This window comes from Okeania sp. SIO1H4, assembly GCF_010672695.1.
GTDB lineage: Bacteria > Cyanobacteriota > Cyanobacteriia > Cyanobacteriales > Microcoleaceae > Okeania > Okeania hirsuta.
Genome location: NZ_JAAHGB010000030.1, coordinates 1 through 25793, shown reverse-complemented (window position 1 = coordinate 25793; position 25793 = coordinate 1). Strand labels below are relative to the sequence as shown.

The 25793-nt window shown below is 35.4% G+C and carries 18 protein-coding genes; 14 read left to right on the top strand and 4 right to left on the bottom strand.

The genetic code is table 11. The features are described from left to right. Positions 1-310 precede the first annotated feature (310 nt). Positions 311-466: a hypothetical protein gene (locus F6K06_RS19010; RefSeq protein WP_287242752.1), complete on the top strand. Its 156-nt coding sequence runs from the start codon at positions 311-313 to the stop codon at positions 464-466. Positions 467-1230: 764 nt separating this feature from the next. Here the strand turns inward: F6K06_RS19010 and F6K06_RS19005 are convergent. Both F6K06_RS19005 and F6K06_RS19000 read right to left on the bottom strand, forming a co-directional pair. Beyond that, positions 1231-1410, bottom strand: a complete 180-nt coding sequence (locus F6K06_RS19005; RefSeq protein WP_287242750.1) for a hypothetical protein — start codon at positions 1408-1410, stop codon at positions 1231-1233. A 341-nt stretch (positions 1411-1751) separates the two neighbouring features. After that, complete coding sequence (locus F6K06_RS19000; RefSeq protein ID WP_275670467.1) at positions 1752-1874, bottom strand: hypothetical protein; 123 nt, start codon at positions 1872-1874, stop codon at positions 1752-1754. Positions 1875-1934: 60 nt separating this feature from the next. Between F6K06_RS19000 and F6K06_RS18995 the strand changes: the two genes are divergently transcribed. The 3 genes from F6K06_RS18995 (at position 1935) to F6K06_RS18985 (ending at position 8918) form a co-directional block, all read left to right on the top strand. Beyond that, positions 1935-4646, top strand: a complete 2712-nt coding sequence (locus F6K06_RS18995) for a TIGR03960 family B12-binding radical SAM protein (protein ID WP_287242749.1) — start codon at positions 1935-1937, stop codon at positions 4644-4646. A 1060-nt stretch (positions 4647-5706) separates the two neighbouring features. Continuing rightward, complete coding sequence (locus F6K06_RS18990; protein ID WP_287242748.1) at positions 5707-7767, top strand: Rne/Rng family ribonuclease; 2061 nt, start codon at positions 5707-5709, stop codon at positions 7765-7767. A 524-nt stretch (positions 7768-8291) separates the two neighbouring features. Beyond that, positions 8292-8918, top strand: coding sequence for a ribonuclease HII (locus F6K06_RS18985; protein ID WP_124147620.1), 627 nt, complete (start codon positions 8292-8294; stop codon positions 8916-8918). Between the two features lie 9 nt (positions 8919-8927). Here F6K06_RS18985 and F6K06_RS18980 read toward each other — a convergent pair whose 3' ends face one another. After that, the gene (locus F6K06_RS18980; RefSeq protein WP_161564743.1) at positions 8928-9071 is read right to left on the bottom strand and encodes a hypothetical protein; all 144 of its coding nucleotides are present in this window, start codon (positions 9069-9071) and stop codon (positions 8928-8930) included. A 1553-nt stretch (positions 9072-10624) separates the two neighbouring features. On the opposite strand from F6K06_RS18980, the gene F6K06_RS18975 reads away from it, so the two are divergent. From F6K06_RS18975 to F6K06_RS18960, 4 genes are all read left to right on the top strand, one after another. Continuing rightward, positions 10625-12319 carry a S8 family serine peptidase gene (locus tag F6K06_RS18975; RefSeq protein WP_287242745.1) on the top strand — a complete coding sequence of 565 codons (1695 nt, stop codon included), beginning with the start codon at positions 10625-10627 and terminating at the stop codon, positions 12317-12319. A gap of 1025 nt (positions 12320-13344) precedes the next feature. Continuing rightward, on the top strand, positions 13345-14076 hold the full coding sequence (locus tag F6K06_RS18970) for a sugar transferase (protein ID WP_124147618.1): 732 nt from the start codon (positions 13345-13347) through the stop codon (positions 14074-14076). Positions 14077-14460: 384 nt separating this feature from the next. Then, the gene (gene gmd / locus F6K06_RS18965; protein ID WP_124147617.1) at positions 14461-15489 is read left to right on the top strand and encodes a GDP-mannose 4,6-dehydratase; all 1029 of its coding nucleotides are present in this window, start codon (positions 14461-14463) and stop codon (positions 15487-15489) included. Positions 15490-16367: 878 nt separating this feature from the next. Next, entirely contained in the window at positions 16368-17312 is a 945-nt protein-coding gene (locus F6K06_RS18960) for a GDP-L-fucose synthase (protein WP_124147616.1), read from the top strand. Positions 17313-17563: 251 nt separating this feature from the next. Here the strand turns inward: F6K06_RS18960 and F6K06_RS18955 are convergent, their stop codons facing one another. Further along, entirely contained in the window at positions 17564-17770 is a 207-nt protein-coding gene (locus F6K06_RS18955; protein ID WP_124147615.1) for a hypothetical protein, read from the bottom strand. 565 nt (positions 17771-18335) lie between these two features. Here F6K06_RS18955 and F6K06_RS18950 point away from each other — a divergent pair. From F6K06_RS18950 to F6K06_RS18925, 6 genes are all read left to right on the top strand, one after another. After that, positions 18336-19055, top strand: coding sequence for a DUF2786 domain-containing protein (locus F6K06_RS18950; protein ID WP_124147614.1), 720 nt, complete (start codon positions 18336-18338; stop codon positions 19053-19055). 304 nt (positions 19056-19359) lie between these two features. Continuing rightward, positions 19360-19794 (top strand): AbrB family transcriptional regulator, encoded by a 435-nt coding sequence (locus tag F6K06_RS18945; RefSeq protein ID WP_124147613.1) that lies wholly within the window; start codon positions 19360-19362, stop codon positions 19792-19794. Between the two features lie 1429 nt (positions 19795-21223). Next, complete coding sequence (locus F6K06_RS18940) at positions 21224-22774, top strand: NAD(P)/FAD-dependent oxidoreductase (RefSeq protein WP_287242741.1); 1551 nt, start codon at positions 21224-21226, stop codon at positions 22772-22774. 829 nt (positions 22775-23603) lie between these two features. Continuing rightward, complete coding sequence (locus F6K06_RS18935) at positions 23604-23930, top strand: hypothetical protein (RefSeq protein ID WP_124147611.1); 327 nt, start codon at positions 23604-23606, stop codon at positions 23928-23930. A 30-nt stretch (positions 23931-23960) separates the two neighbouring features. Then, a complete protein-coding gene (locus F6K06_RS18930; RefSeq protein WP_124147610.1) occupies positions 23961-24635 on the top strand; it encodes an RNA-guided endonuclease TnpB family protein in 675 nt (224 codons plus the stop codon). A gap of 373 nt (positions 24636-25008) precedes the next feature. Beyond that, entirely contained in the window at positions 25009-25671 is a 663-nt protein-coding gene (locus F6K06_RS18925) for an RNA-guided endonuclease TnpB family protein (RefSeq protein ID WP_124147609.1), read from the top strand. The last annotated feature ends 122 nt before the right edge of the window (positions 25672-25793 follow it).

Sequence of the window (25793 nt, the reverse complement as noted above, 5' to 3'; positions counted from 1 at the left end):
TAGGAAACCTCGCCAATTAGCACTCGCTTTTAAATGCATGACTTTTAACTTCCGGATAGCGACACTAGGATGTGGAGAGCAAGTGCTATGAAAAAGGTATGGAGGGAATAGTAAAGGAGGGAAAGCAGTATTCAATAGTAGCAAACACAAGGATATAAGTACTCAATCTGCCCGCTTTTTTTAATAAGAAAAAACCTCAATCTATAATTTACATATCAAATATAGCGTTTCTCAAGTTACTGAGGTACAGTTTTTTTTCTTCTTTTCTACTCCCTACTCCCTACTCCCTACTCCCTAAAAAAAATAAATTTTGTACCTCACGCTTCTTGGGAATTGCTTTGAAGAAGGAGACAGGAGACAGGAGACAGGAGACAGGAGACAGGAGGAAAATTACATGGGGATTCTCACCCCAAGTAATTTTGAACACCGTGTAGACGGTGGGGTATTAAACCCACAAAGAAAATGATAAAAATACTATAGTTATTAAATATATTGATAATTTTACCAAAAATTTAACTGTGAGTTATATTAAATCTCATTAATTAGCCATAATAAAAATTTTCTTCTTTATGAGAGATAATATTCTTCAAACTTCCCCTTGTTCTCTACTCCCTACTTCCTACTCTCTAAATTTTTTATTGTGCTTATTTAAAGAGACATAATATTAGAGGTTATTGAATTTGACTAAAGTTATACCAAATATGATTACTATAGACCAAGTATATTATGGAAAAAAGCTTGATAGAGATGGATTATAGTAGACTTTTGTCTGGTCTATCTCAACTGGATTTAGTGATGAAAAATTTTTATGAAAACTTATTAAGCTTAGAACTTGTGTTAATGATGTAGAGAAGATAGCATGAAAATAACAAATAAAGAATTAATCAACACTCAAAATCTCAACCTAATACACCTAACTTATGCTTCTTAAATTTATCTCCAACTACATAAAATAAATCTACTTCACAAAATCTAGATAAAATATCAAAATTATATATAAAATTCAGATTTATGCACCCTAACAAAAAATATAATCATAATTCAACTAACTCACTAGACTCAGATACAATCAACTAAATAATTATACCCATTAAAGCATTTATTTTTCAAAGACCAAGGCTATCTATCAAAGACTTACATAATATACCAAATACCAACAATTGATAGATGTTAGATATCAGTTAAACATCTGAAATTTTCAACCATAATAAAGTTAAAATGATTTGCAGTTTATATACTGGGAACAAGCTGGACTCTGCCTGCATCCATCTCCTCCATTAATAATTCTAATGCTTCATAATCTACATCAGAAATATAGCCAAGTCGTGTCAACTCTAAGTTGATTTGATTTTCGATTTCAGGAGTCAGTCTGCGAAAATAAAGAGCTTTAGATACAAGTTTCTGAATCATACATTTTGGTTCCATTGCTAATAGAAAAACCCTACATAATTAAATTCTCTGCTAAATGCTTACTCTTGTAGGTGATCTAATCCTAGACAAGAGAGTGATATGAATCATTTGGACTTGAAATTAGCAGTAACTTGTCATCTGTAAATCAGAATTTCACAGTAGTGGCGTGACACAGCTAAAATGGTGGATTAGATGGGGAGATGGGGAGATGGGGAGATGGGGAGATGGTAGATCAAGACACTAGAAACAAAAATCTATTACACAGTTTTAGGCGTGTCACGCCAGTAGTAAGTTTTTGGTGTTATCTTGAAATATGGGCATTGCTGATTTGAGGTACGATATCATGTCAGGATAAGAGCGCCAGTAAAAAACTTTCTCCTTCTACATACTTTTTCTTCTTCTTTCTTCCCTCCTGACTCCTGACTCCTGAGTTCTGACTCCTCAGTAATTAAGATTAATATCATACACGCGCTTCAGCAACGCCAAAATATGTATGTCCAAAAAATACAAGTTAGGTACGAATAGTGGCAGTAGCAGTAGAGAATTTACTAACATCCGAAATATTAAAACCTGCTCGTTACCTTGGTAATGAGTTGGGAACCTTCCATAAACCTTGGGACAATGCTCAAGTCCACTGGGTACTAACCTATCCAGAAGTTTATGAAGTAGGAGCTTCTAATTTAGGACATATAATTCTTTATAACATCTTAAACTCTCAACCAAGACAACTATGCGATCGCGCATATTTACCAGCTCCAGACTTAGCACAGAAATTACGAGCTACAGATACCCCACTATTTGCTGTAGAATCAAGGCGATCGCTCACTGACTTTGATATTCTAGGGTTTAGCCTCAGTTATGAATTAGGAGCTACAAATATTTTAGAAATGCTAAGTTTGGCAGGTATTCCCCTAACTTGGCAAGAACGAAAATTAACGTCCCACTCTTCTCAAACACAAGAAACCTATCCCTTAATTTTTGCAGGTGGTCAAACAGCAACTTCAAACCCAGAACCTTATGCAGACTTTTTTGACTTTATTGCTTTAGGAGATGGAGAAGAGTTACTGCCAGAAATTGGACTAATAGTTGAGCAAGGAAAAACTAATGGATTAACTAGAGAAGAATTACTGTTAGATTTAGCCCAAATTCCTGGGGTGTATGTGCCACAATTTTATGAAATGGCTAAAGATGGTTCTGTGTTCCCCATTCGTAAGGATGTGCCAGAAAAAATCTTGCGCCGAGTGGCCACTCCTATGCCAGCTTATTCTATAGGTTTAGTTCCTTATGTAGAAACAGTCCATGACCGACTGGTAATAGAAGTACGACGTGGATGCACCAGAGGATGTCGCTTTTGTCAACCAGGTATGTTGACTCGACCAGCAAGAGATGTAGACCCAGAAGAAATAATAGATACTATCGAAAAAGGTTTGAGAGTTACTGGACATAATGAGTTTTCTTTACTTTCCCTAAGTTGTTCTGATTATCTAGCATTACCAGCAGTGGGCACTGAAATTAGAAACCGCCTCAAAGATGAAAATATTTCCCTATCTCTACCAAGTCAAAGAGTTGATAGATTCGATGAAAATATTGCCAATATTATTGGTGGTACGAGGCAAAGTAGTCTGACTTTTGCACCAGAAGCAGGGACGCAAAGAATGCGGGACATTATTAATAAGGGATTGACAAATGAAGAACTTTTGCGAGGAGTCAAAACCGCTCATGAACAAGGTTGGGATAAGGTTAAGCTCTATTTTATGATTGGTTTACCTGGTGAAACTGATGCAGATGTGTTGGGTATTGCAGAAACAGTTAATTGGTTACAACAAGAGTGCAGAACTAAAGGTCGGAAGAAACTACAGGTGACTCTGACAATTTCCAACTTTACTCCAAAACCTCATACACCTTTTCAGTGGCATTCTGTCTCAGTAGCTGAATTTGAACGTAAGCAAGAATTACTGAAGGCAGAATTTAGAAGAATGAAAGGTGTAAAGGTAAATTATACCGATGTTCGTATCTCAGCAATGGAAGACTTTCTCGGTAGGGGCGATCGCCGTCTAGCATCCGTAATTCGCCGTGCTTGGGAACAAGGAGCAGGAATGGACTCTTGGTGGGAAAGTTTGGATAGAGCTTTTGCTGCATGGAGTGAAGCTATTGCAGAATCAGACTTGAGTTGGAAATATCGCCAAGTCGAAAATGGTGAGTGGAATGTATTTAAAAATACAGAAAATTCTACTGAAATTACTTCCGCTCAAAATTTATCATCTCTACTTGACCAACCTCTACCTTGGGGCCATATAGAGACTGGAATTGATAAAAATTGGCTCAAAGAAGATTTACACAAAGCTTTAGCAGCAATAACTGTTCCGGACTGCTTTTTCGCAACTTGTTCTCATTGTGGTGTATGTGGTCCAGATTTAGGTCATAATATTGTAGTCCCGCCTTTGCCTATTCCAGAATTTGATGGTCAATTTGTGCCAAACCAGAATAAGGTACAACGTCTAAGAGTGTGGTTAGGGAAGTTGGGAGAAATGGCTTTAGTTAGTCATTTAGATTTAGCTCGACTATTCGCTCGTGCAGTTCGTCGCAGTTCTATACCTATTGCTTTTTCAGGCGGATATCATCCAAGTCCACGAATTATTCCGGCTAGTGCTTTATCTCTTGGAACAACTAGCACAGGAGAAATTGTGGATTTTGAGTTGACAGAACCAATGGATGTGGTAACATTTCAAAATAAATTGGGAGCTGCTTTACCAACGGATATACCCATATATAAGGTTGAAGAAGTAGAGGTAAAGAGTCCTTCTGTATCTCAGATATTAGAGAAAGCAGAATATGTTTTGAAGGTCCGGAAAATAGCTGAATCTTCAGAAAATTTAACAGAAAATTTCTACAATCAAACAACTGAAGAAAAGCCAAATTGGCAAAAGTGGGTAGAGGTAATTAATAATAGTGAGTCAATTCTGTGGGAACAAACAACTAAGTCAGGCAAAGTAAAAGTTATTAACTTACGCGATCGCTTATTTGAGTTGGAGTATATAGAGTATTCAACCACTGATATTTTTTCTTTAGAAACGAAATGGGACGCTAAAATATATGGCATTCTTCGTTATGTAGGAAGTTATCAGAATGATGGAACTTTACTACGACCACAACATATAATTTATATGCTGGAACAAGTAAGCAAACAGGAGTTTGAATTACTGCATTCTCACCGGAAAAAGTTGTTTTTGAGGTGATATAAATTAAATAAGAATCTATAGTTAGGTTTTTGTTTTTTTTAGTGTCAGAATTGATAAAATTACTTTACAAAGGAGGAAAAAGGTAAGAAGGTATAAGTTGGAATAGAAATCCTACAAATAAATGATCGGGATTTAAATCAGGAAACCTTTACTCTCTTATCTTTCCTAAGCATTCAGCCGTCAGCTATTAATTTTGGGAAAGGTAAAAGCAACCTTTGAAATTGAGTTTGAATAAAAGTTGCTGCCAAAGTCCCTTTCCTGAACCTTAGAAGTAATTATTCATTACTAACTGCTGTTTGCATAGCATTCGGAAGGAAGTGCTGACTTACTAATAGCTGAATGCTTACTATCTTTCTAAACCTAAAAAACATTTTTTACCTTGATTCACTAATGAATTTAGTTCCGCTCTAATATAGAGTTTACAGCAAAAATATACCTGATTATTTATGCCTCTAGCAAAGCTGACTTAACGTATTTCTTTAGGTCGTAAAAAACGCTGTAATTTCATTCAAATTACAAAAATGTGAATCATAAGCAATACAATTTAGATTGATATAGAACCGATCAAAAAATGAATATTTGTAAAAAAATTGGATTATTTTGAGTGTGAATAATTGAAAATACAATAAGATATAAGTTGGTAGAAGTATTCAACTGGGTAAGGGTAAACTGAAGCTTAAACTACTCAACACCAGACCAAGCATTATCAAAAAAAAAGAGGCGTTAGTGAATTAGTGTATGATATTCATTTTAATTACTTAGGAGTCAGGATTCAGGAGTCAGGATTCAGTAGAAAGACAGGATTCAGGAGAAAGAAAAGTGCTTTTCGGTCAATCTAAGTAAAGACAATATCTAATCTTGCCATTCTAAAGAATTACTCTTAATTTACCTAAATTACTGATTTCATACCTCAAATCACAAACGCCAAAAAAGAAGTAAAATTCACCGAAAAAAACAAGCATTGCAGTTAATATCCAAGATTACAAATAACCTAAATAACACCAAAGGTGACTTAATCTATAGCGCCACATTTTTATTAAGCAATTGAGGGAATTGAATGCCAAAGCAAATAATTATTGCCGAGCAACATAGAATTGCTGCGGTATTTTCTGAAGACCAAATACAAGAACTTGTCGTTGCTACAGGTAGCCATCAAGTTAGTGATATATACCTAGGAGTAGTAGAAAATGTACTACCTGGGATAGATGCAGCATTTGTAAATATTGGAGACCCCGAACGCAACGGATTTATTCATGTTAGCGATTTAGGGCCATTAAGATTAAAGCGTTCTTCCGGTGCAATAACAGAACTACTTACACCCCAACAAAAAGTCCTAGTACAAGTGATGAAAGAACCCACTGGTACAAAAGGACCACGCTTAACAGGCAACATAACTCTACCAGGCCGCTATTTAGTCCTAATGCCTTATGGACGGGGTGTCAACCTATCCCGACGTATTCGTTCTGAAAACGAAAGAAATCGCCTCAGAGCATTAGCAATTTTAATCAAACCAGCAGGAATGGGACTATTAGTCCGTACTGAAGCAGAAGGGATGGAAGAAGAAGCAATTCTAGAAGATTTAGAACTATTGCAGAAACAGTGGGAAACAGTCCAAATGGAGGGCAACTCCAACAGAGCACCTGCACTACTAAATCGTGATAGTGACTTTATTCAACGAGTGCTGCGAGATATGTATAGCACAGATGTAAATCGGATTGTAGTGGACTCCAATGAGGCAGTGAAGCGAGTCAAAAAACACCTGCTTAACTGGAGCGGGGGCAAACCACTACAAGTTTTAATTGACTATCATAGCGATCGTATCCCGATTCTAGAATATTTCCGGGTTAATGCAGCCATTCGAGAAGCTCTTAGACCTAGAGTAGACTTGCCCTCTGGTGGTTACATTATTATCCAACCGACTGAAGCATTAACTGTGATAGATGTCAACTCCGGTTCCTTCACACGCTCCGCTACAGCTCGTGAAACAGTACTTTGGACAAATTGTGAAGCAGCTACAGAAATAGCCCGTCAGTTACGCCTGCGTAATATTGCTGGAGTCATTATTGTGGACTTTATTGATATGGACTCACGGCGAGACCAATTGCAAGTTCTTGAACACTTTAATCAAGTTCTCAAAGCTGATAAAGCAAGACCTCAAATAGCCCAATTATCAGAACTGGGGTTAGTTGAGTTGACTCGTAAACGCCAAGGTCAAAATGTATATGAACTTTTTGGTCACACTTGTCCTAGTTGTAATGGATTAGGACATTTAGTTCGTTTACCAGGCGAATCAGAAATTCCCATGGAGGAAGTTAATTTACCTGTAGTTAGTCGTACTCCAGAGGTAGAAGAAACTATCAGACCTGTACCTATTGCTCCTCCAACTTTAGTAACAGCAACTCAGACTCCTACTGGGGAAACTACACAGGGATATCAAGAAGTAGAGTCTACGAATAATTCCTCAGATTTAGAATTGTTAAATCACCCTAGTTATCAAGAATCTAACCGAAGGCGACGACGGAGACGAGTAGGGGTCGGTGAAACAATGCAAGATGAATCATTAGAATTGCAAGAAAGAGAAATGGGCACAGATATGGAATATCCTATGCTTTCAGAAGGATATCCACTAACAACACCTAATCGACGCCCGGGAAGAGAGATAATTAGACCTATTACTGAACCTCCAGAGATAGTGACAGTAGAAATGACACCTGATGAGCAAGATGTTTATGCTTTGATGGGTATTTCTCCAATAACACTTTTAGAGGAGGGAACGGTTAAAAATCCTAAATCAGTAATTATTTCTATTCAGGAACCTGGGGAGAATAGTGTTAGAGAAACAACAGAAAAAAAAGAAGATGTTGAGCTTGAGTCAGAAGTAGAGTACGAAGAGGAAGATAACGATGAAGAACCGCAATTAGAAGTAGAGGAGGTTGATTCATCAATGTCTTTAGAGTCAGAAGATCAAAGTGATTTTGATAGTGATGAGGAAAATGGTCAATACGAGGCAGAATTGAGTGATTCAGATGTCGATCTAAGTTCAGATAGCAATGACTCTGATGATTCAGGGCCAATTAGGCGTCGTCGTCGTCGTTCTTCGGCAGCTACAGAAGAATAAACAGAATTTATATTTATAGTAGGGAACAGGGAACAGTGTTCAACAATTAATAATTAATAATTAATTATTAATTATTACCTCTCCTTGAAAAGAAGAGGATTGACGCAAAAGGGAAAATTTTTTCTCCTTTAAATGAGAGGCTTTAAACCTTAATTATTCGGTAAAAGCTTTTCTCTGTCTCAAGTTCATCATCAATCTCTATCAAACACCAACTCGTTCCTTGCTATATCTATAAACCTCAGTTCTGTAATACCAATTTTAAAAAAAGTGCCACGCTTAAGTGACACTTCAGTTATTAAGTAATTAACATCTAATGAATAATTTTTTGATAATTATTAACCAGTTATTGTTAATTATTCTTATGTTTACCGATAAATTGTGGTCTAAAGCCTATCCTTTTAAGGGGATAAAAAAAAGAGAATATTCCTTATGTCAAGCCTCCTTATTCCAGAGGTACTGATAACTGATAACTGATAACTGAAAAGACTTCTCCCTTACTCCCCTACTCCCCTACTCAAGAATAAATGGTATATCCTGTTAATATAATTGAACCTATCACTGCTGGTGTGGACGAAGTAGGACGTGGAGCATTATTTGGACCTGTAGTGGCAGCAGCAGTAATTTTGCCAGAATTGGATGATTTGCCATCTCCTCTAGCTTCCCTTTATCAGGGGGGAGAAGTAACAGATAGTAAAAAATTAACAAAAAAGCGTCGTAGTCATTTGGCTAGTGAGATTCAAGCTATAGCTTTGGATTGTAAAATTGGTATAGCTTCCGTGCGCGAAATTGACCGTTTGAATATTTTACAAGCTTCTTTATTGGCTATGAAGCGAGCTGTCCTCAAGTTGAAATATAGGCCAAATTTGGTTTTGGTTGATGGGAATCAGCAAATTAAAGATTTATCTATACCTCAGAAGGTCATTGTTAAGGGAGATAGTAAGTGTTTAGCGATCGCTGCTGCAAGTATTGTGGCTAAAGTTTGGCGAGATACATTGATTATACGTTTAGCAAAAAAGTATCCTGTTTATGACTTGACTAATAACAAAGGTTATGGTACTCATAAGCACAAGCAAGGAATATTAAATTATGGGCTATCGCCTCAACACCGTCTCTCGTTTAGTCCTTGTCAGCTTTCCCTATTTACTGTTTAGTTCTAGAAATTATACACAACTAAAGCAAACACCAAGTCCACCAGCATTTTTCTGGATAGCATTTTTCTGGATAAATTTAATTTCACCTTCTTCAATGGCCTTTTGAATAGCTGTTGAGGTGATTTGGAACAGATTTACTAACTTCTGGCTCAAAACCTACTGGACTGACAAAGCTAGAATAGTGCATTAGCTGTTTTGATGTAACTCTTGTTCTGCAAAAGTTTAAGCATTTTTTTTTAGCAACATTTAAGGCGTGTCAATCCAGTAGTGGACTGTTTCATTTTAAATGTTGCAATAGCAAATTTTTAAGAGATAAGTTCCTCTAGCTAAAATGACAAATCTAATGCACTATTTTAGCTCAAACAGTCCATTAGGGTGCGTTAGACGTCTAAAATATAATCTGCGAAGAGTATTTTACAATCCGTCATAACGCACCATTTTAGATGTGTCAATCCACTACTGGAATTATTACTTTTAAAGAGTGCATTAGCTTTTTGAGTTTAATTTTTATTCTGGCAAAGTTTGAGCATTTTTTCCAAAGCAACATTTAAGAGTGGTCATTCCACTACTAATTTTGGTCTTGCTACATTGCCTGATGAAAAATAAATTGTTATCAAGATACAATAATCAAGGAGATAGATTCCTCAAAAATTTAAACAATAACGAACGACAGCAAATAGGAAAAAACCTATTTTAAGGGAATAGCAAATCAAAAAAATCAAGAAAAGATTAGATTTAAGACTATCACATGGTGGTGTTTATTAAGAGTAATAAAGTTGCTCGTTGCATACAAAAAGTAAAGAATAATCGAAAAAATTGGGCATTAAAAGGGGATAATGATTTTGAAAATCAGATTGCCCACGTCAATTTGTTACATAAAAAGTAGCACAAATATCAGTGTGTTATCGGTATTTATAGTCTATAAATCATCATAATTTAACTGAGACGAAAGCAAAATTTAATTGAATAAATCAAGCATAAATATTTGATGAAGTCAGATAATTAGGGTTTGCGCTCAAAAGTCTTATGGGTGAGGGTAGGAGACAGGAGACAGGAGACAGGAGACAGGAGAAAAGGGAATTTAGAGGAGGTAGCAGTAAGAATTGTCCTTTGATTTTTCTGCCTAACTATGCGCCTAAAATACGCTCCTTTTTGAGCATGAAGAGCTGAAAACCAGGCACTTTTTTCGACCCCAAAAAGGCGAAAACCTTTATCTGTAAATACTTTTAGATTTAATCAGCAAGCCCTAATTAGTCAGGGTCATTGCCTACTGACTAATGTACGTCGCCAATCCGACTGCTCCCCTAAATGACTACTGACTACTTACCATTTATACTAAGTTTTGAAGTGCGGAATGTAGGTTAAAAAATTTAGACAAAATAGATGGTAAAATCTGAATCAAAAAGTCTCAATAAAGTGATGGTTAAAATTCAAAAAAAATTGTAAATAGAGGTAAGTAAAGATACAATAAAAAGAATTATCAAAAAGCTGAATATGAAATGGAAAATAATTAAGATAGGAATAAGTAAGACTCCTAATGAATAGGAATAATCAGAAAGAATAACTTTGAAAAGTTGCTAAAGCAAAAGAATTAATTTCCTAAGATTAATGAAATTCAAGGCATCAGGGAAAAAGGGAAGATATGATTTAACGCAAAATAAATAAAGTGCGCCTATACTAAAAATTAGTATCAAGAAAAGAATGCAATGATTGGTCCTAGCTCTGATGGTTTATCTTATTCATTAGATAACAATCCTAATAACTTTATTGTACCCCTAAATTTACTGACTCCATACCCAGAAGGTCTAAAAGCTCTAGATGGTAATGATACAGTAATAGGCTCATCAAATCCTGAACTAATTAATGGTAATAAAGGCAACGACAACCTATTTGGTGGAGAGGGTTCTGATACTTTACGAGGAGGTAGAGATAATGATTTGATTTATGCTGACCAAGGTAGCGATCAAATTTTTGGAGATTTAGGCAACGATACAATTTATGGAGATTTAGGCAACGATACAATTTTTGGAGGTAAAGAAAATGATCTTTTATTAGGTGAAGATGGTAACGATCTAATTGCTGGAGATTTAGGAAGAGATACATTAATTGGAGGAGCAGGCAATGACACATTTGTGCTACGAGAACCTCAAAATAATAGTATAGATACGGCAGATATTATTGATGATTTTGATGCTAATTTTGACAGAATAAAAATACCAGAAAACTTAACAGAAAATGACATCTTATTAACGGCAGATTCTTTATCGGGGGATACATTAATTCAGGTTCAGACAAATGGTTTAATTTTAGCAAGAATTAAAGCAATATCTGACACACAACTTGTTGAAAGTCGCTTGATTTTTGATAATACTATAAGTATAAATGAAGTTCCACAAACAGCTAGTTCTATACAGTCAAGCTTGAACAGTACTTTTGGATATGGTTTAGTTGATGCCTCAGCAGCAGTGGCCAGTGCTACTGGAGCTGCCCCTTTTCCAGATATTCCAGATATCGGCGGAAATCAGTGGGGACTAGATTTAGTCAAAGCACCAGAAGTTTGGAATCAAGGTTTTCAGGGAGAAGGTATTGTGGTAGCTGTCATTGATAGTGGTGTAGATAGTACCCATCCTGAATTAACAGGCCAAATGTGGAGCAATAGCGGTGAAATTCCCAATAATGGTATTGACGATGATGACAATGGTTATATAGATGATACCTGGGGTTGGGATTTTGTAAGTAATGATAGTGACCCAATGGATGAAGAAAGTCATGGAACTCATATCGCAGGTACAATTGCTGCAAAGAGAGATGGAGTAGGAACAACTGGAGTAGCTCCAAATGCTAAAATTATGTCTCTCCGGGTACTAAATGATGAAGGGGTGGGTAAGGTTAGCGACGGAATATCAGCCATTCTCTATGCTGTTAACAATGGAGCAGATGTAATTAACTTTAGTTCTGGTGGGAGAAATTTAGTCCCCAGCGAACTCGATGCTATTCGTTATGCTGCTGATAGAGGTGTTGTATTTGTTTCTGCGGCAGGTAATGGTAGTTTAAGCAGTCCTGATTATCCAGCAAGATTAGCTAATGAATATGGAATTGCAGTTGGGTCAGTAGATCGAAATGCCCAATTTTCTTCTTTTTCTAATAAAGCTGGAGGTGAACTGGATTATGTTGTGGCCCCAGGAGGAGATGGTTTTCCTGAAGATGCAGGAGATATTTATGGACCTGTAGCTCCTTCAATAACAGGTAACTTATACAGTTTCTTTGCTGGTACTTCTATGGCAACACCCCATGTTGCAGGTGTAGCAGCTTTAATTAAACAGGCTAATCCTAGTTTATCTGCTGAGGCAATTGAGAATATAATTATTGAGACTGCTAATTCTACTACTGTTAGTGTTTAACCTATGCCAGATGTAGAATATCACACTATAGCACTACGCAAATAGGGCGCGGAGATTCTTCTATTTCCTATAGGTACTTTGATATTTTTGAGGGTAAAAATAGCTCAAACCCTTACAGGACAAAGGAAATACATCAATAGGCTCAAAATTCCTCTTTCGGTAGCATGACCGAGGAAAACCTAGATAGATCGACAAATAAGCTAATTTGACGTTAAATTCTTGCTACGTAAGTTTTTGAGGCTATTTTTCAGATATTTTTTACTACAGTCTCCCTATTCTCAACTCCCAACTCCCTGCTCCCTATTCCCTTTTCACTTAAATTTATTGTCCTAACCAAAAAACGTACTGCTATACTTTCATGTTGCAATAGATTCAACTTGAACTTTAACTACTGACTATTTATAATTGCCGATTGACTGGTGGTATAGGCTGATATTAACTAAGTAGGTATAGTAAATATCTAATATGAAATATGAAATATGAAATATAAAAAAGAATGATACGAATAATTTAACTGGTTAAAAAACTTTACCCAGAAATGTCGATTTGACTAAAAACAGAGTTTTACTCTAATAAATGATATGTAGGCTATTCCTCCTGACTACTGACTTATAACTTATGCCTCATGACTCTTTAAATAGTCTAAGTATAACACTGCGCGCAGGGAACAGGCAATAGGGAACACCTCATTTGGGGGAATAAAAAACTGGTCAGGTAAGACTTTGAGCTATTGGACACCTCCTGCAATTTGTAAATATGCCAGCGCACATTGCTATATTTGTAGCAAAAATTTTAGTATTTCATATAAATATGGGACTATCATAATCCTCATGGTTAATCTTGAGATTAATACAAATCAAATATTTGTATAAAATCTATCAATAGAGGCACCCAAGTATCCGAAGCGAGAGCCAAATAATTGTCCTGTTCCAAAATTAGTCATCTTTTTCGTAACTAAATTTGCCCTCTATTTCGCTATAAGCTTTATGATCAGGACTGTGTGTGGTGTGAAGTGAAGGAGTAAGATGACTGCCGATAGCCAATTCATCTCTGGCAAGGTAATTAGAGGGTTTACAGGACACGGTTTTCAACCTTTCCTCCCCAGAGATAGACAAAAAAGTCGATTTCTAGAGGGCCTAGAGGTAGGATGTTATAAACGATTATTTGATATCCTGTTTTCTCTGTCGGTTCTCATATTGTTTGCCCCTATTTACCTGTTTATAGCTTTACTAATTGTCTTTAGCTCACCAGGATCTGTTTTTTATGTTCAAGAAAGAGTGGGTAAAAATCGAAAGCTTTTCCGTTGTTTGAAGTTTAGAACTATGGTGAAAAATGCAGATGAGATGTTAGGAGAAATTATGGAAACATATCCTCATCTGCGCCAAGAATTTCAAGAAAGTTTTAAATTAAAACATGACCCTAGAATTACATGGATAGGTAAATTTCTCAGGGTAACGAGTTTAGATGAATTTCCCCAATTTTGGAATGTTTTGAAAGGTGATATGAGCGTTGTAGGGCCTAGACCATTAGTGGTTGAAGAACTACCAAAATATGGTCATCACATGGATAAAATTCTGACAATCAAACCGGGAATTACAGGTTTATGGCAAGTTTCTGGTCGCAATGATATTCCCTATCCTAAGAGAGTTCAAATTGACCTTTTTTATGTAAACTTCAGAAATTTTTGGATAGATATATGGATCATGTTTAAAACAGTTGGTATTGTTGTTTTCCCAAAAAATAATGGTGCTTACTAAGGCTTGTCATTGGCTTGTCATTAATGACTAAGTGATTTAAAATCAATTGAAGTTATTACGGGGTTAGAGGTTGATAGTATTTTTCCAACTATTATCTTTCTAACCTACTAACCAAAATTGATCAGCTTAAATAAAATCAGTTTTAGTTGCTTGAGAGAAATAGTGTTTTTCAAGGAGTAAAGTTGATAAATATTAACTCAAAATACTTGGTTATGAGAACAATTTTAGGTTAGTCTAGAAATCTGGGGATGGTAGAGAGTATAACCAAACTATATAAGCAAACAAAAAAATAAATATATATTTATTTTTTTGCACTGTAGCGATTGAGCTAATTATTATGGACATTCCCATGCCAATTTATTACCTTAGTAAATATTAACTCCAATGACTGAAAAGAAACGAGCACTAATTACTGGTATTACAGGTCAAGATGGTTCATACTTGAGCGAACTTTTGTTAGAGAAGGACTATGAAGTTCATGGTATTATTAGACGTAGTTCTAGCTTCAATACAGATAGGATAGACCATATATATGAAGATTCTCATAATCCTGATGCTAGATTATTTCTACATTATGGAGACTTAACTGATGGGACTACTCTACGTCGAATTCTGGAAGAAGTTAAACCAGTAGAAATATACAATTTAGGTGCCCAGTCCCATGTGAGGGTTAGCTTTGATTCTCCAGAATATACAGTAGATGCCGTGGGAATGGGCGCTCTACGTTTACTCGAAGCAATTCGAGACTATCAACAACGTACTGGAATTGAAGTTCGTTTTTATCAAGCTGGTTCTTCGGAAATGTTTGGCAAAGTCCAAGAAGTACCTCAGAAAGAAACTACACCTTTTTACCCCCGTAGTCCTTATTCTTGTGCTAAAGTTTATGCCCACTGGCAAACAATAAATTATCGAGAATCATACAATCTCTTTGCTTGTAATGGTATATTATTCAACCATGAAAGTCCTCGTCGAGGTGAGACTTTTGTAACTCGTAAAATTACTCGTGCTGTAGCTAGAATTGTAGCGGGTAAACAGAAGAAACTCTATCTTGGTAACTTGGATGCTAAACGAGATTGGGGATATGCAAAGGATTATGTTAGAGCTATGTGGATGATGCTACAACAGGAGGAACCAGATGATTATGTGATTGCTACAAATGAAACTCATTCTATTAAAGAATTTCTAGAAATAGCATTTACTTATGTAAATCTAAATTGGCAAGATTATGTAGAGTTTGACCCCCGTTATCTTCGTCCTGCGGAGGTTGATTTATTAATTGGTGATTGTACAAAAGCACAAGAAAAGTTAGGTTGGAAACCATCAGTTACATTTACAGAGTTGGTAAATTTAATGGTTGATTCTGATATTAAAGCTTTGGAAAAAACTACTACCATGAGCAATGGTTTTGATTAAAATTTTTTGGCTAAGTTATTAAGAGGATTTAACTCTTGAGGTAATCCTTAATTTTTTTGAGGTGATAGTGCTTTTATTGGTCTTTTGGCACTATCAAAATTAAATAAACTTGATGATGAAAAAGTAGCTAAAAAGAAAGAGAGAATTATCAGGTGTATCTAGATAATATAATGAGTAAAAGTAGAGAGTAATTCAAGAAAAAACATTTCTAGCACTAGAATAAGTATGAAGTAAAAAGCTGGCATCAATATAAGATGATATTTAGCTACAGTCCTAGTAGGAATTGATTGTTTTTAGATGCTACTATAGCAATCATAAATAGCTGTTTACTAATGCAGAATGTGAGAAGTTTAGTTAAACTAAAAATTAACAGTTAAGGTCTATGAGATTATGACTGTACAAATGCTGGATATAATTCCTAAATTTTTGGTAAAATTTAAATTGTCAAATTTTCTTCTATAGCACTATGCATATAGGACTTGGACATTGGTAAATCCTGTTTGCTTTTTTGCAGGCGGAAAGCTTTCCTAGGTCATGCTCCGCAAACGCTTTTAATGTTGCAGAGCAAAATGGTTTGACACGCTGCGCGACATGAATGGGTAGCATCCCCTAGGGAAGCATTTGGGCATCGAAAACTCTCTCAGATATTACCTTATAACTTTTGACTTGCACCGCTATATATCATCTCAGGAAAGCCAAAATTTCTTCTACACCCTAAAGCTGGAAAAATCTTGAGTAGCAATTAAATCCCAGTAATAGGAAATAAGAGATTTTTCTATCTCTAAGACCTATAGTATAACCGTATTTTTATTGGGCTGATTTTAATCCACAATACCTTAAAGCTAAAGTCTAATTAGTATCAATCTTGGAGGTTTTTAATGAGTAAATTAGAGTTAGAAAACAAGAGAATTTTGGTAACAGGTGGATCGGGTTTTCTTGGACGCCAAGTTATAGATCAACTTCATAAAGCAGGAGCTAATCCTGATAAGATTACTGTACCGCGATCGCGTGATTATGACCTTAGGACTCTGGAAGCTTGCCAAAAAGCTGTCCAAGAACAGGATATTATAATTCACCTTGCTGCTCATGTAGGGGGTATTGGTCTGAATAAGGAAAAACCTGGTGAGTTATTTTACGATAATTTGATGATGGGAGTGCAATTAATTGATTGTGCTTATAAAGCAAATGTAGAAAAATTTGTTTGTGTGGGTTCGATATGTGCTTATCCTAAATTTACTCCGGTTCCTTTTAAAGAAGAAGACCTTTGGAATGGTTATCCAGAAGAAACTAATGCTCCTTATGGTATTGCCAAGAAAGCTCTTTTAGTTCAACTGGATGCTTATCGTCAACAGTATGGTTTTAATGGTGTTTATCTGTTACCTGTTAACTTGTACGGACCTGAAGATAATTTCGATCCTAAGAGTTCCCATGTAATTCCTGCTTTAATTCGGAAAGTACATGAAGCTCAAGTTAGAGGAGATAAAAAATTGCCTGTTTGGGGTGATGGTAGTCCTAGTCGTGAATTTTTATACTCTACAGATGCTGCAAGAGCAATTGTTATGGCAACTCAATTTTACAATGAATCTGATCCTATTAATTTAGGAACTAATCATGAAGTAAAGATTCGTGATTTAGTAGAGTTAATTTGTGAATTAATGGATTTCAAGGGAGAATTAGTTTGGGAAACTGATAAACCTAATGGTCAACCTAGGCGATGTTTAGATACACAAAAAGCAAAAGAAAAGTTTGGTTTTGTTGCTAATGTAGATTTTAAGCAAGGACTGAAGAATACAATTGAATGGTATCGAGAAAATGCTGACTAAGTTTAAAGGATATAGATTTTATCTGTTATAATTAATTGATATAAGTATAGAGCTGGAAGAAAATTATCTTTCAGCTTTTATATAATTCAAAACTTTTCTGGATAAAATTTACCATAGAGTTATTCAAAATATCAGGAAGTGATGTTGTAATACCAATTCACTTAAAATAATGTCACCAATAGTTGGTAACTGATGAAGTCAAATAATAAACAGAAATTACTGTAGAGTAGAGGTTTTAAGTACCTAAAATATCACTTCTGACTTCTGACTTTAGTGAAACGGTATAAGCGATCAAGCATCGCTCGAAGCAAAATTAAATCTAGTTTATAGCTTGGTAGTTCTGCAGAGCGTAGTGGTATACAGCAAACAGAAATACCAGGTACGGCAGCAACAGACTCCCACTGCCGTGCCTCGTAACAAAAATTACCGGACAATGCACGACCATTACAATGCAGCACCACCTATAGCTTTTATCAGTTGGATGAGATAAAAAATTGAGATTTAGAGGACAAAAAATAGACAATAAATTTGGATATGTATAACTCAATAAAACACTGTTCTAAGCACTATAGTAAAATAGCATTTGTTGAATTATACTAAAACACATTTTTGAAAGTTTGATAGTTATGAAGCCATAGCATTTTGTAATTCAATAAAGTTATTTATAGCTTGATAAATTTTGATTATATAGGATTACATCAAAGCTAATTACTATCATAATCTATATGATACTCACTACAGAATAATTGTGAAAAATTAAATATAATCAAAAAAAATTATTCTGAAACAAACCATAATCTCTAGTAAATATCCCATTGCTGAATCAAGGTATGAAAATAAAAACTGAATAATCTCAAGTATTTGTCATTTAATAGTTTAGCGTTCGCGGTAGCTATGCAGAGCATTATCGCCAACAAATACAAATCATACCTACGCATCAGCAACACCATAAATATTACATTGAGTAAGTATAGTTGCATAATAAAAAATTTATAATAAAGCATTAGAAATAAGCTGAGAGAAATGGTCAATAAGAATCTCCTGGAAAAGATTAGTAAACTCCTAGCTCTTGCCAATTCACCTAATGAACATGAAGCTGCATTAGCGGCTGAGAAGGCAGCAGAATTATTAGCTCAACATAATTTATCTGTAGCAGATTTAGGAAAAGAAAAGGATGAAGATATTACTAAGGGTATTATTGATAGAACAGGTCGTTATGTTACCTGGAAAATGTGGATTTTAGCAGGAATTGCTAATGCTAATGGATGTCAAGCAATGCGTTCTACTTACAGTGGTGAAATGAGATTAGTAGGAACAGAAACTAATATTACAGTTTCTAAATCACTTTATGAATATTTAACTGCTGTAGTTGACAGTTTAGTAAAACAACATAGGGGTAAAGGAAGAACTTTTATTAATGCTTTTCGAGTTGGTTGTGCAACTAGATTAAGACAGAGATTAGAGCAAAGACGAAAATCCATGGAGGAAAAAGGTATTGCTAGTAGTGACGATCGAAATTCGGCATCTGCTATGGTTGTACGCTCAATGTTTGAAAAATATTCTTTAGCTATTCAAGTATATTTAAAGCAAGAAGGTGTAAAATGTAAAGTTCAGAAATCGACTGCCGTTAATAATGATTTAGGTTTTTCTTTTGGATATATTGCTGGGGAAAAAATAAATTTGAATTATTTAAATCACCATTTATACAAAGGCAAAAATCATCGAACAGTTAACTGTAAATAATTAACAATTAACAATTAATAATTAATAATTACCTCTCCTGAAAATGGATATGATTGGCGAACATGATTTTTTTGATTTATTTATTATTGAAATCGGAGTCTTTAAAACTTAATTATTTGGTAAGTAGTACATAACTATTAATCATTAGTTTTTTTTACATCTTAAAACTGTCTGATTTTAGGGGTTGGTTGCTCCGCTGAAGTTGAGATTAGATAATATCCTCAAAGAAAACGTTAAATAGGCTTGATATTAGACGACGTAAGTGTTAAAGTTTATGGAAGAATATTTTAAGTAGATGGAGAAGATGGCTAAAACAACAACAGAAAAATTAAATACTTCAGAACAATCAAATACTCCACTGACTGGTAAAGCATTGTTGAAGAAAGTCAAAGAACTCTCGCACAAGTCAAAGAAAGATACTGCTATTGCTTGCGGATATTATTCAAATACAAAAGATAAGCAGAAACGAGTAAATCTTGCTAAGTTCTACGATGCAGTTTTACAGGCAAAGGGGCTAAATTTAGATGATAACAATGTTAAAGATGGAAGAGGGCGTGCTGCTACTTACCGTGCTTGTGTTCATAGAAATGGACAGTTAGTAATAGGCGCTAACTATACACAAGAAATGGGATTAAAACCAGGGGATGAATTTATTATCCAGTTAGGACATAAACATATTCATCTTAGGCAGATTAATATAGAAGTAGAAAAAGAAGATGAAAATAATGAGGAAGAATAGATAAATTTTGTAGTAATCGTAATGGTCTCTAAAATCTGCGATTATCATCATCTAGGTATTCCAAAGTGCTGCAAAAAACTAGAGTCATCTACAGTATTTGAAACCTAGTTTTTGGCAGCAAATAGACTTTGAAAGACAAGTTGACAAATTTGAGTATTTTGATCTTCAAAAATACCTAAATATGGGTGAACCTATTTTTAACTTTGTCAGGTATAATTTTGATCGGTTTTAAGTAAGTTAAGAGCGATTAGAAACAACTGAATTGTCTTAGGATTGAAACTGTTATTTGCTCTCAGTTATAAGATAGTAATGATGAGATAATCTAATTAAATTAGGTGTACAATGCAAAAAAATTGAGTTTCTTTACATCTATTTAAAAGTTAAGTGGGTAAAAATAACAAAAATAGGGTTGAATTTACTTCGAGATTTAGGTGTAAATATCTGAAATAATCCCGATATGAAGTAGAGGCAATAGTGATCAACTATAGTATTACTTTGGAGAAATGTTACAAGTTACCTTAGATAAAATTGAATAATTATTAAAAATAATCATAAATATAGCAATCCTATTTAACTTGTAATATTTTGGTGGTAGGGGCGAATGGCCATTCGCCCCTACAGGATTCAGGAGTCAGGAGTCATAATTTTAAAAGTTTTCAGTTCAAATTAGCTATTATAAAAATTGTCACAACCAATTTAGGATTGCTATAGTATAAATATAATTATCTTAACGAGGTTGCAAATTATGGAATAATATTGCCAAAAATTAGTTTAGAGTTTGACTAAAAAAAACCTAATATTAATAATTCTAGCAATTCTCAAATTCAAAATCCAATTCAATCAAAAATCTAAAATCATTCGTCACTAGACATCTCTAGAAAAGAGGCAGTAGGCAGCTTTGCTGTAGGCAGTAGGGAACCCACCCCTCGCCCCTCCCCCTCCCAGGAGGGGAATAATTGATAATTTATGTGTGAGAATTGATTTTATTTTTGATTTTTGGAGATGTCTACTGTGCAACGCTTCTTAACCAATTAATAAAAATGGTTATAGTTATATTAAATATAGTTAAGCAAAATCTTATAATACTTCAAATTACTAAAAAAGCCTTCCAAACTAAAAATCTGTTTTGTAATTATTTAAACTCATAACAAAGATGACAATTATATTGAAATTGTAATATGAAATTACGGCGTTGGTGAATAAATGTATGATTTAACAATTCATCAGGAGCAATTCAGTAGATAGAAAGGAGTTTTTCGGAGACTAAATAGGAAGAAATAGGTATAATTTGCACTATTATTTTGGCTGAAAATTTACCTAAAGTAGGATTTCATACCTCAAATCAGCAACGTCAAAATTGCTTATAATTTGAATGAATATTTAAAAATCAGCAATAAAATAATTACGGTAAAAATTAATCAAAAAAATTATGTCCTTAACAGAACAAATTCTCTCGCAAATTCCGGGAAGTCCTTTACAAGGTCTGCGGAAAGCTGACCAGGTTTGGCAAAACCTTCGAGAAGACAATATTTCTATTCCTACTACTGTGAAAAAAGAAACTCAATTATTAAACACTTTAGACTGGGATGTAGTAATTTGTGGTGGAACTCTGGGTATACTTATTGGAGCAACCTTAGCAAAGAAAGGTTGGCGGGTAGCTCTGTTAGAACGAGGTATCCTCAAAGGGAGGAAACAAGAATGGAACATATCCCGCAAAGAACTAGAAACATTTATAGAATTAAATCTTCTCTCCTCAGAAGAATTAGAAACAGCGATCGCCACCGAATACAACCCCGCGCGAATTAGTTTTCCAGAGAGCGAAGACATTTGGGTAAAAGATGTTCTCAATATAGGTGTAGATCCAGTTTACCTCTTAGAAAGTCTAAAACAGGGTTTCCTTCAAGCAGGCGGTCAACTATTTGAAAACACAGCTTACGAAGCAGCAACTATTCATCCAGATGGGATCGACATTCAGGTTAATAATGGCCAATCATTCAAAGCTCGACTGCTCCTGGATGCAATGGGGCATTTTTCTCCTATTCTGAAACAAGCACGCCAAGGCAAAAAACCTGATGCTGTCTGTCTAGTAGTTGGTACTTGTGCCACTGGATACCCAAAAAACGATACAGGAGACATTTTTGCCTCATTCACTCCTATAAAAAACCAATGTCAATACTTTTGGGAAGCATTTCCTGCTAGAGATGGACGAACTACTTATCTATTTACCTACTTAGATGCTCACCCAGATAGAATTTCCCTAGAATCATTCTTTGAAGAATATCTCCGCTTATTGCCTGAATATCAAAAAGTGGAGCTTAGTCAACTTACATTCCAACGTGCCCTCTTTGGCTTTTTTCCCTGTTATCGTCAAAGTCCCCTGAAGACTCCCTGGAATCGTATTTTGCCAGTAGGCGATAGTAGTGGCAGTCAATCTCCTCTTAGTTTTGGCGGTTTTGGAGCTATGGTACGTCATTTGAAACGTCTAACCGGGGGTATTGATGAAGCTCTCCAAACGGACAACCTTTCTTCAAATGCTCTAGCACTTTTGCAACCTTATCAGCCTAGTATATCAGTCACTTGGTTGTTCCAACGTTCTATGAGTGTGGGGGTAGACCAAAAAGTTGAACCAAATCAAATTAATCAACTATTGGCAGGTGTATTTCAGGTAATGGATAGATTAGGGGAATTTGTACTTAAGCCTTTTCTGCAAGATGTGGTGCAGTTTCCTGCTTTAGCACAAACTTTATTTATGACTTCTTTAAAGCAACCAGGTTTAGTCATTAAAATTATTCCTCAAGTTGGCATCGGAAATTTATTAGATTGGATGAAACATTATTTGAATTTGGGAATTTTTAGTTTATTATCTCCTATAGGAGATAAATTGGGGTTTTTAGTGACAAAAATTCCTCTGGAGCAAAATTATTATTATCGCCGTTTGATTGAACAATGGCAATATGGTTCTGGTGGGGATTATAGTTGAAGTCAGAAGTTAGAGGCTAGAAGTTACCGAATTAAGTCTGAAATCAAAAATGAAATACTGAAAGAATCCGATAATTTATTCTAAATTCGGTTGCCATACCCCCCCTTAATCAATCAAAGAAAATTCAACCAATGATAATGAGTCAAGTTTCTAACTTCTTCTTTCATTTAACTCAGAACATTACGGAAGAAGGACGAGAGTTTGAAAGCCACGTCTTTTTAAGTAAGCATTCAGCCGTCAGCTATCAGCGATTTCTTTTAGTAGGTGATAAAAGTTTTATTAATTGAGCTAGAAAAATATGACTACAAAAGTCAGCTCCAAAGTCTATATTCATTTAAACCCCCTTTTTTTGTGCTCTAACTGACAGCTAATAGCTGTTTGCTTAATGCAACAAGACTCTCTCATATAGGAAAGTATTTAAATTAATATAGACTTTAAAGGTAAGAGAGCTAACTTTTTTAGTAAGAGAATTAAATATTGCTTTGATCATCAACTAAAAGCACTCTTCTGATAGCTGATTGCTGACGGCTGAATGCTTACCTTATGTACCACGGTTAACCGACTTATTAATTGTGGGATTTATAGCAATGTGCGCTGGCATATTTACAAATTACAAGAACTGTCCAATAGCTAAAAGTCTTGTATTATCGGTCTTTTATTCCCCCAGATGAGCTGTTGCCAGATGAGCTGTTGCCTGCGCACAGCGCTATATTTGGCTAGACAATGGTATTTTAAGTAGGGATACATCACGGGAAAACACGACTTAGAGAAGCAATTAAACTCAAATCATAATTATCAATTTCTTCATTCTCAAGCAGCACAGCAAACCTTGAGAGGAGTAACAGAGTCTTTTAAGTCCTACAAGGAGCTTTCCTACAAACACTATCTAGAAAAACTGAAAAATAAACCTCAACTTCCCAAATATCGAAAAAAGGGAGGACTAGGAGTTATAACTTATCCAAAACAAGCTTTGAGACTGAAAGGAAACCAGGTGAGAGTACCTCTGGGGAAAAAAGTTAAAGCTGCTTTTAAAATTGATAGTTTTTGGCTAAATTTTCCCAGCAATCTTGAGTTTAAAAAAATTCGAGAAATAAGGATTCTACCTCGTAATGGTTGCTTTTATGTTGAGTGGGTTTATCAGTTAGAGGTCGATTAACCTGAACTTGACAGGGATAAAGTTCTCGGTATTGACCACGGAGTTGGTAATTGGTTAACTTGGGTTAGCAATGTAGGAACAAGCTTGATTGTAGATGGCAAATATTTAAAATCAGTTAACCAGTGGTATCACAAACAAATAGCAACAATTAAAGATAACAAACCTCAAGGATTCTGGTCAAAAAAGTTAGCCAATATAACTGAAAAACGCAACAGAAAAATGCGCGATGCTGTGAATAAAGCGACCAGATTAGTTATAAATAACTGCTTAGAAAATGGTATTGGTAGGATTGTTTTTGGATGGAATAAGGGGCAAAAAAATGCTATTAACATTGGAGCCAAAAACAATCAAAAATTTGTGCAAATTCCCACAGCTAAACTCAAAGAACGAATTAGTAAGTTATGGGAATTGTACGGCATAGATTTTATTGCAACTGAAGAATCTTACACCTCGCAAGTAAGCTTTTTGGATGATGATTTCCTGCCAAACTACGGTGAAAAACCCGAGAGGTGGAAGCCGTCAGGAAAACGAGTACAGAGAGGTTTATATCAAACCAAAAACGGTTTGTCACTAAATGCTGATGTGAATGGAGCAGCTAATATTCTCAAAAAAGTAGCGACAACTTTGGAGTTTTCTCTCGAAGGAGTCAGTAGAGGTATGGCAATGTGCGCTGGCATATTTACAAATTATATCATGTCCGGTTGAATACTTATTATTAAGATAGTAGGGGAGCGGGGGAGTAGGGGAGTAGGGGAGTAGGGGAGTAGGGAAAATAGAAAGATTTATTGTTTCAGCACTCTTGATAAGTTTTTTCATCACTAATTATCCGGACATGATATTACAGGAAATGTCCAATAGCCAGAAGTCTTATATTATCGGTTTTTTATTCCCCCTGTTCCCTGTTCCCTGTTCCCTGTTCCCTGCGCACAGCGCTATAGTTTGATAATGCCTTTAAGAATCCAGTTTTGGATTGCTTAAGAATCTCCGTATCTTTAGAGCGGGGAGCATTGACTTAATCAATAAATAACGATATAATACCTTAAAAAGCACACCATTAGACAGGCGGCGCTCAATCTCCATGAAATCCATTAGAACCAAACTCAAATTAAATAATAAACAAAAAACTCTGATGGCACAACACGCTGGCTATTCGAGGTGGTGCTACAACTGGGGTTTAAGTTTATGGAATGCTGCATACACAGATGGTTACAAGCCAAACCCTCGTAAACTGAGAGAGGTTTTTACTAATCACACCAAACCCCTTTACCCCTGGATGAAAAACTTGTCGTCTAAAGTTTATCAATATGCTTTCATCAACTTAGGTGAAGCATTTAAGAGATTTTTTCAGGGATTGGGCAAACGCCCACGATTTAAGAAGAAAGGTAAATCTGATTCATTCACAATTGATAATTGTGGAAAACCCATAGAATTAAATGGATGGAGTCACAAATTACCTTTTATTGGTATGGTCAAAACTTATGAACCAATTGAAGCAACTACTCAAAAAATCACTATTAGTAGACAGGCAGGTGATTGGTACTTAAGTTTGAGCTATGAATTTACTCCTAGCCCAACCCCAACAACTACTGAAGTTGTAGGTGTGGATTTAGGTGTCAAAACATTAGCAACTTTAAGTGATGGAAAAGTATTTGAAAGCGTAAAGTCATATCGTAGGTTTGAAACCAAGCTTTCTAGACTGCAATATCTAAACCGCAATAAAATTATTGGCTCTGCTAATTAGACTTGTCGCTTTATAAGGTAAAGTAAAGTTAATAGGGTGTTTGAGATGGGACAATGTTAGATCTGAATCGGGTGCTAAAAGAAGACCGCCTCAGTGCGGGCATTGACTGGACTAAACCGTAA

Excerpts from the sequence above, each read along its gene's own strand:
- F6K06_RS19005 (WP_287242750.1), bottom strand. The coding sequence starts at position 1,410 with ATGATTCAGAAACTTGTATCTAAAGCTCTTTATTTTCGCAGACTGACT.
- F6K06_RS19000 (WP_275670467.1), bottom strand. The coding sequence starts at position 1,874 with ATGATATTAATCTTAATTACTGAGGAGTCAGAACTCAGGAGTCAGGAG.
- F6K06_RS18990 (WP_287242748.1), top strand. The coding sequence starts at position 5,707 with ATGCCAAAGCAAATAATTATTGCCGAGCAACATAGAATTGCTGCGGTA.
- F6K06_RS18985 (WP_124147620.1), top strand. The coding sequence starts at position 8,292 with ATGGTATATCCTGTTAATATAATTGAACCTATCACTGCTGGTGTGGAC.
- F6K06_RS18975 (WP_287242745.1), top strand. The coding sequence starts at position 10,625 with ATGATTGGTCCTAGCTCTGATGGTTTATCTTATTCATTAGATAACAAT.
- F6K06_RS18970 (WP_124147618.1), top strand. The coding sequence starts at position 13,345 with ATGACTGCCGATAGCCAATTCATCTCTGGCAAGGTAATTAGAGGGTTT.
- gmd (WP_124147617.1), top strand. The coding sequence starts at position 14,461 with ATGACTGAAAAGAAACGAGCACTAATTACTGGTATTACAGGTCAAGAT.
- F6K06_RS18960 (WP_124147616.1), top strand. The coding sequence starts at position 16,368 with ATGAGTAAATTAGAGTTAGAAAACAAGAGAATTTTGGTAACAGGTGGA.
- F6K06_RS18950 (WP_124147614.1), top strand. The coding sequence starts at position 18,336 with ATGGTCAATAAGAATCTCCTGGAAAAGATTAGTAAACTCCTAGCTCTT.
- F6K06_RS18945 (WP_124147613.1), top strand. The coding sequence starts at position 19,360 with ATGGCTAAAACAACAACAGAAAAATTAAATACTTCAGAACAATCAAAT.
- F6K06_RS18940 (WP_287242741.1), top strand. The coding sequence starts at position 21,224 with ATGTCCTTAACAGAACAAATTCTCTCGCAAATTCCGGGAAGTCCTTTA.
- F6K06_RS18925 (WP_124147609.1), top strand. The coding sequence starts at position 25,009 with ATGAAATCCATTAGAACCAAACTCAAATTAAATAATAAACAAAAAACT.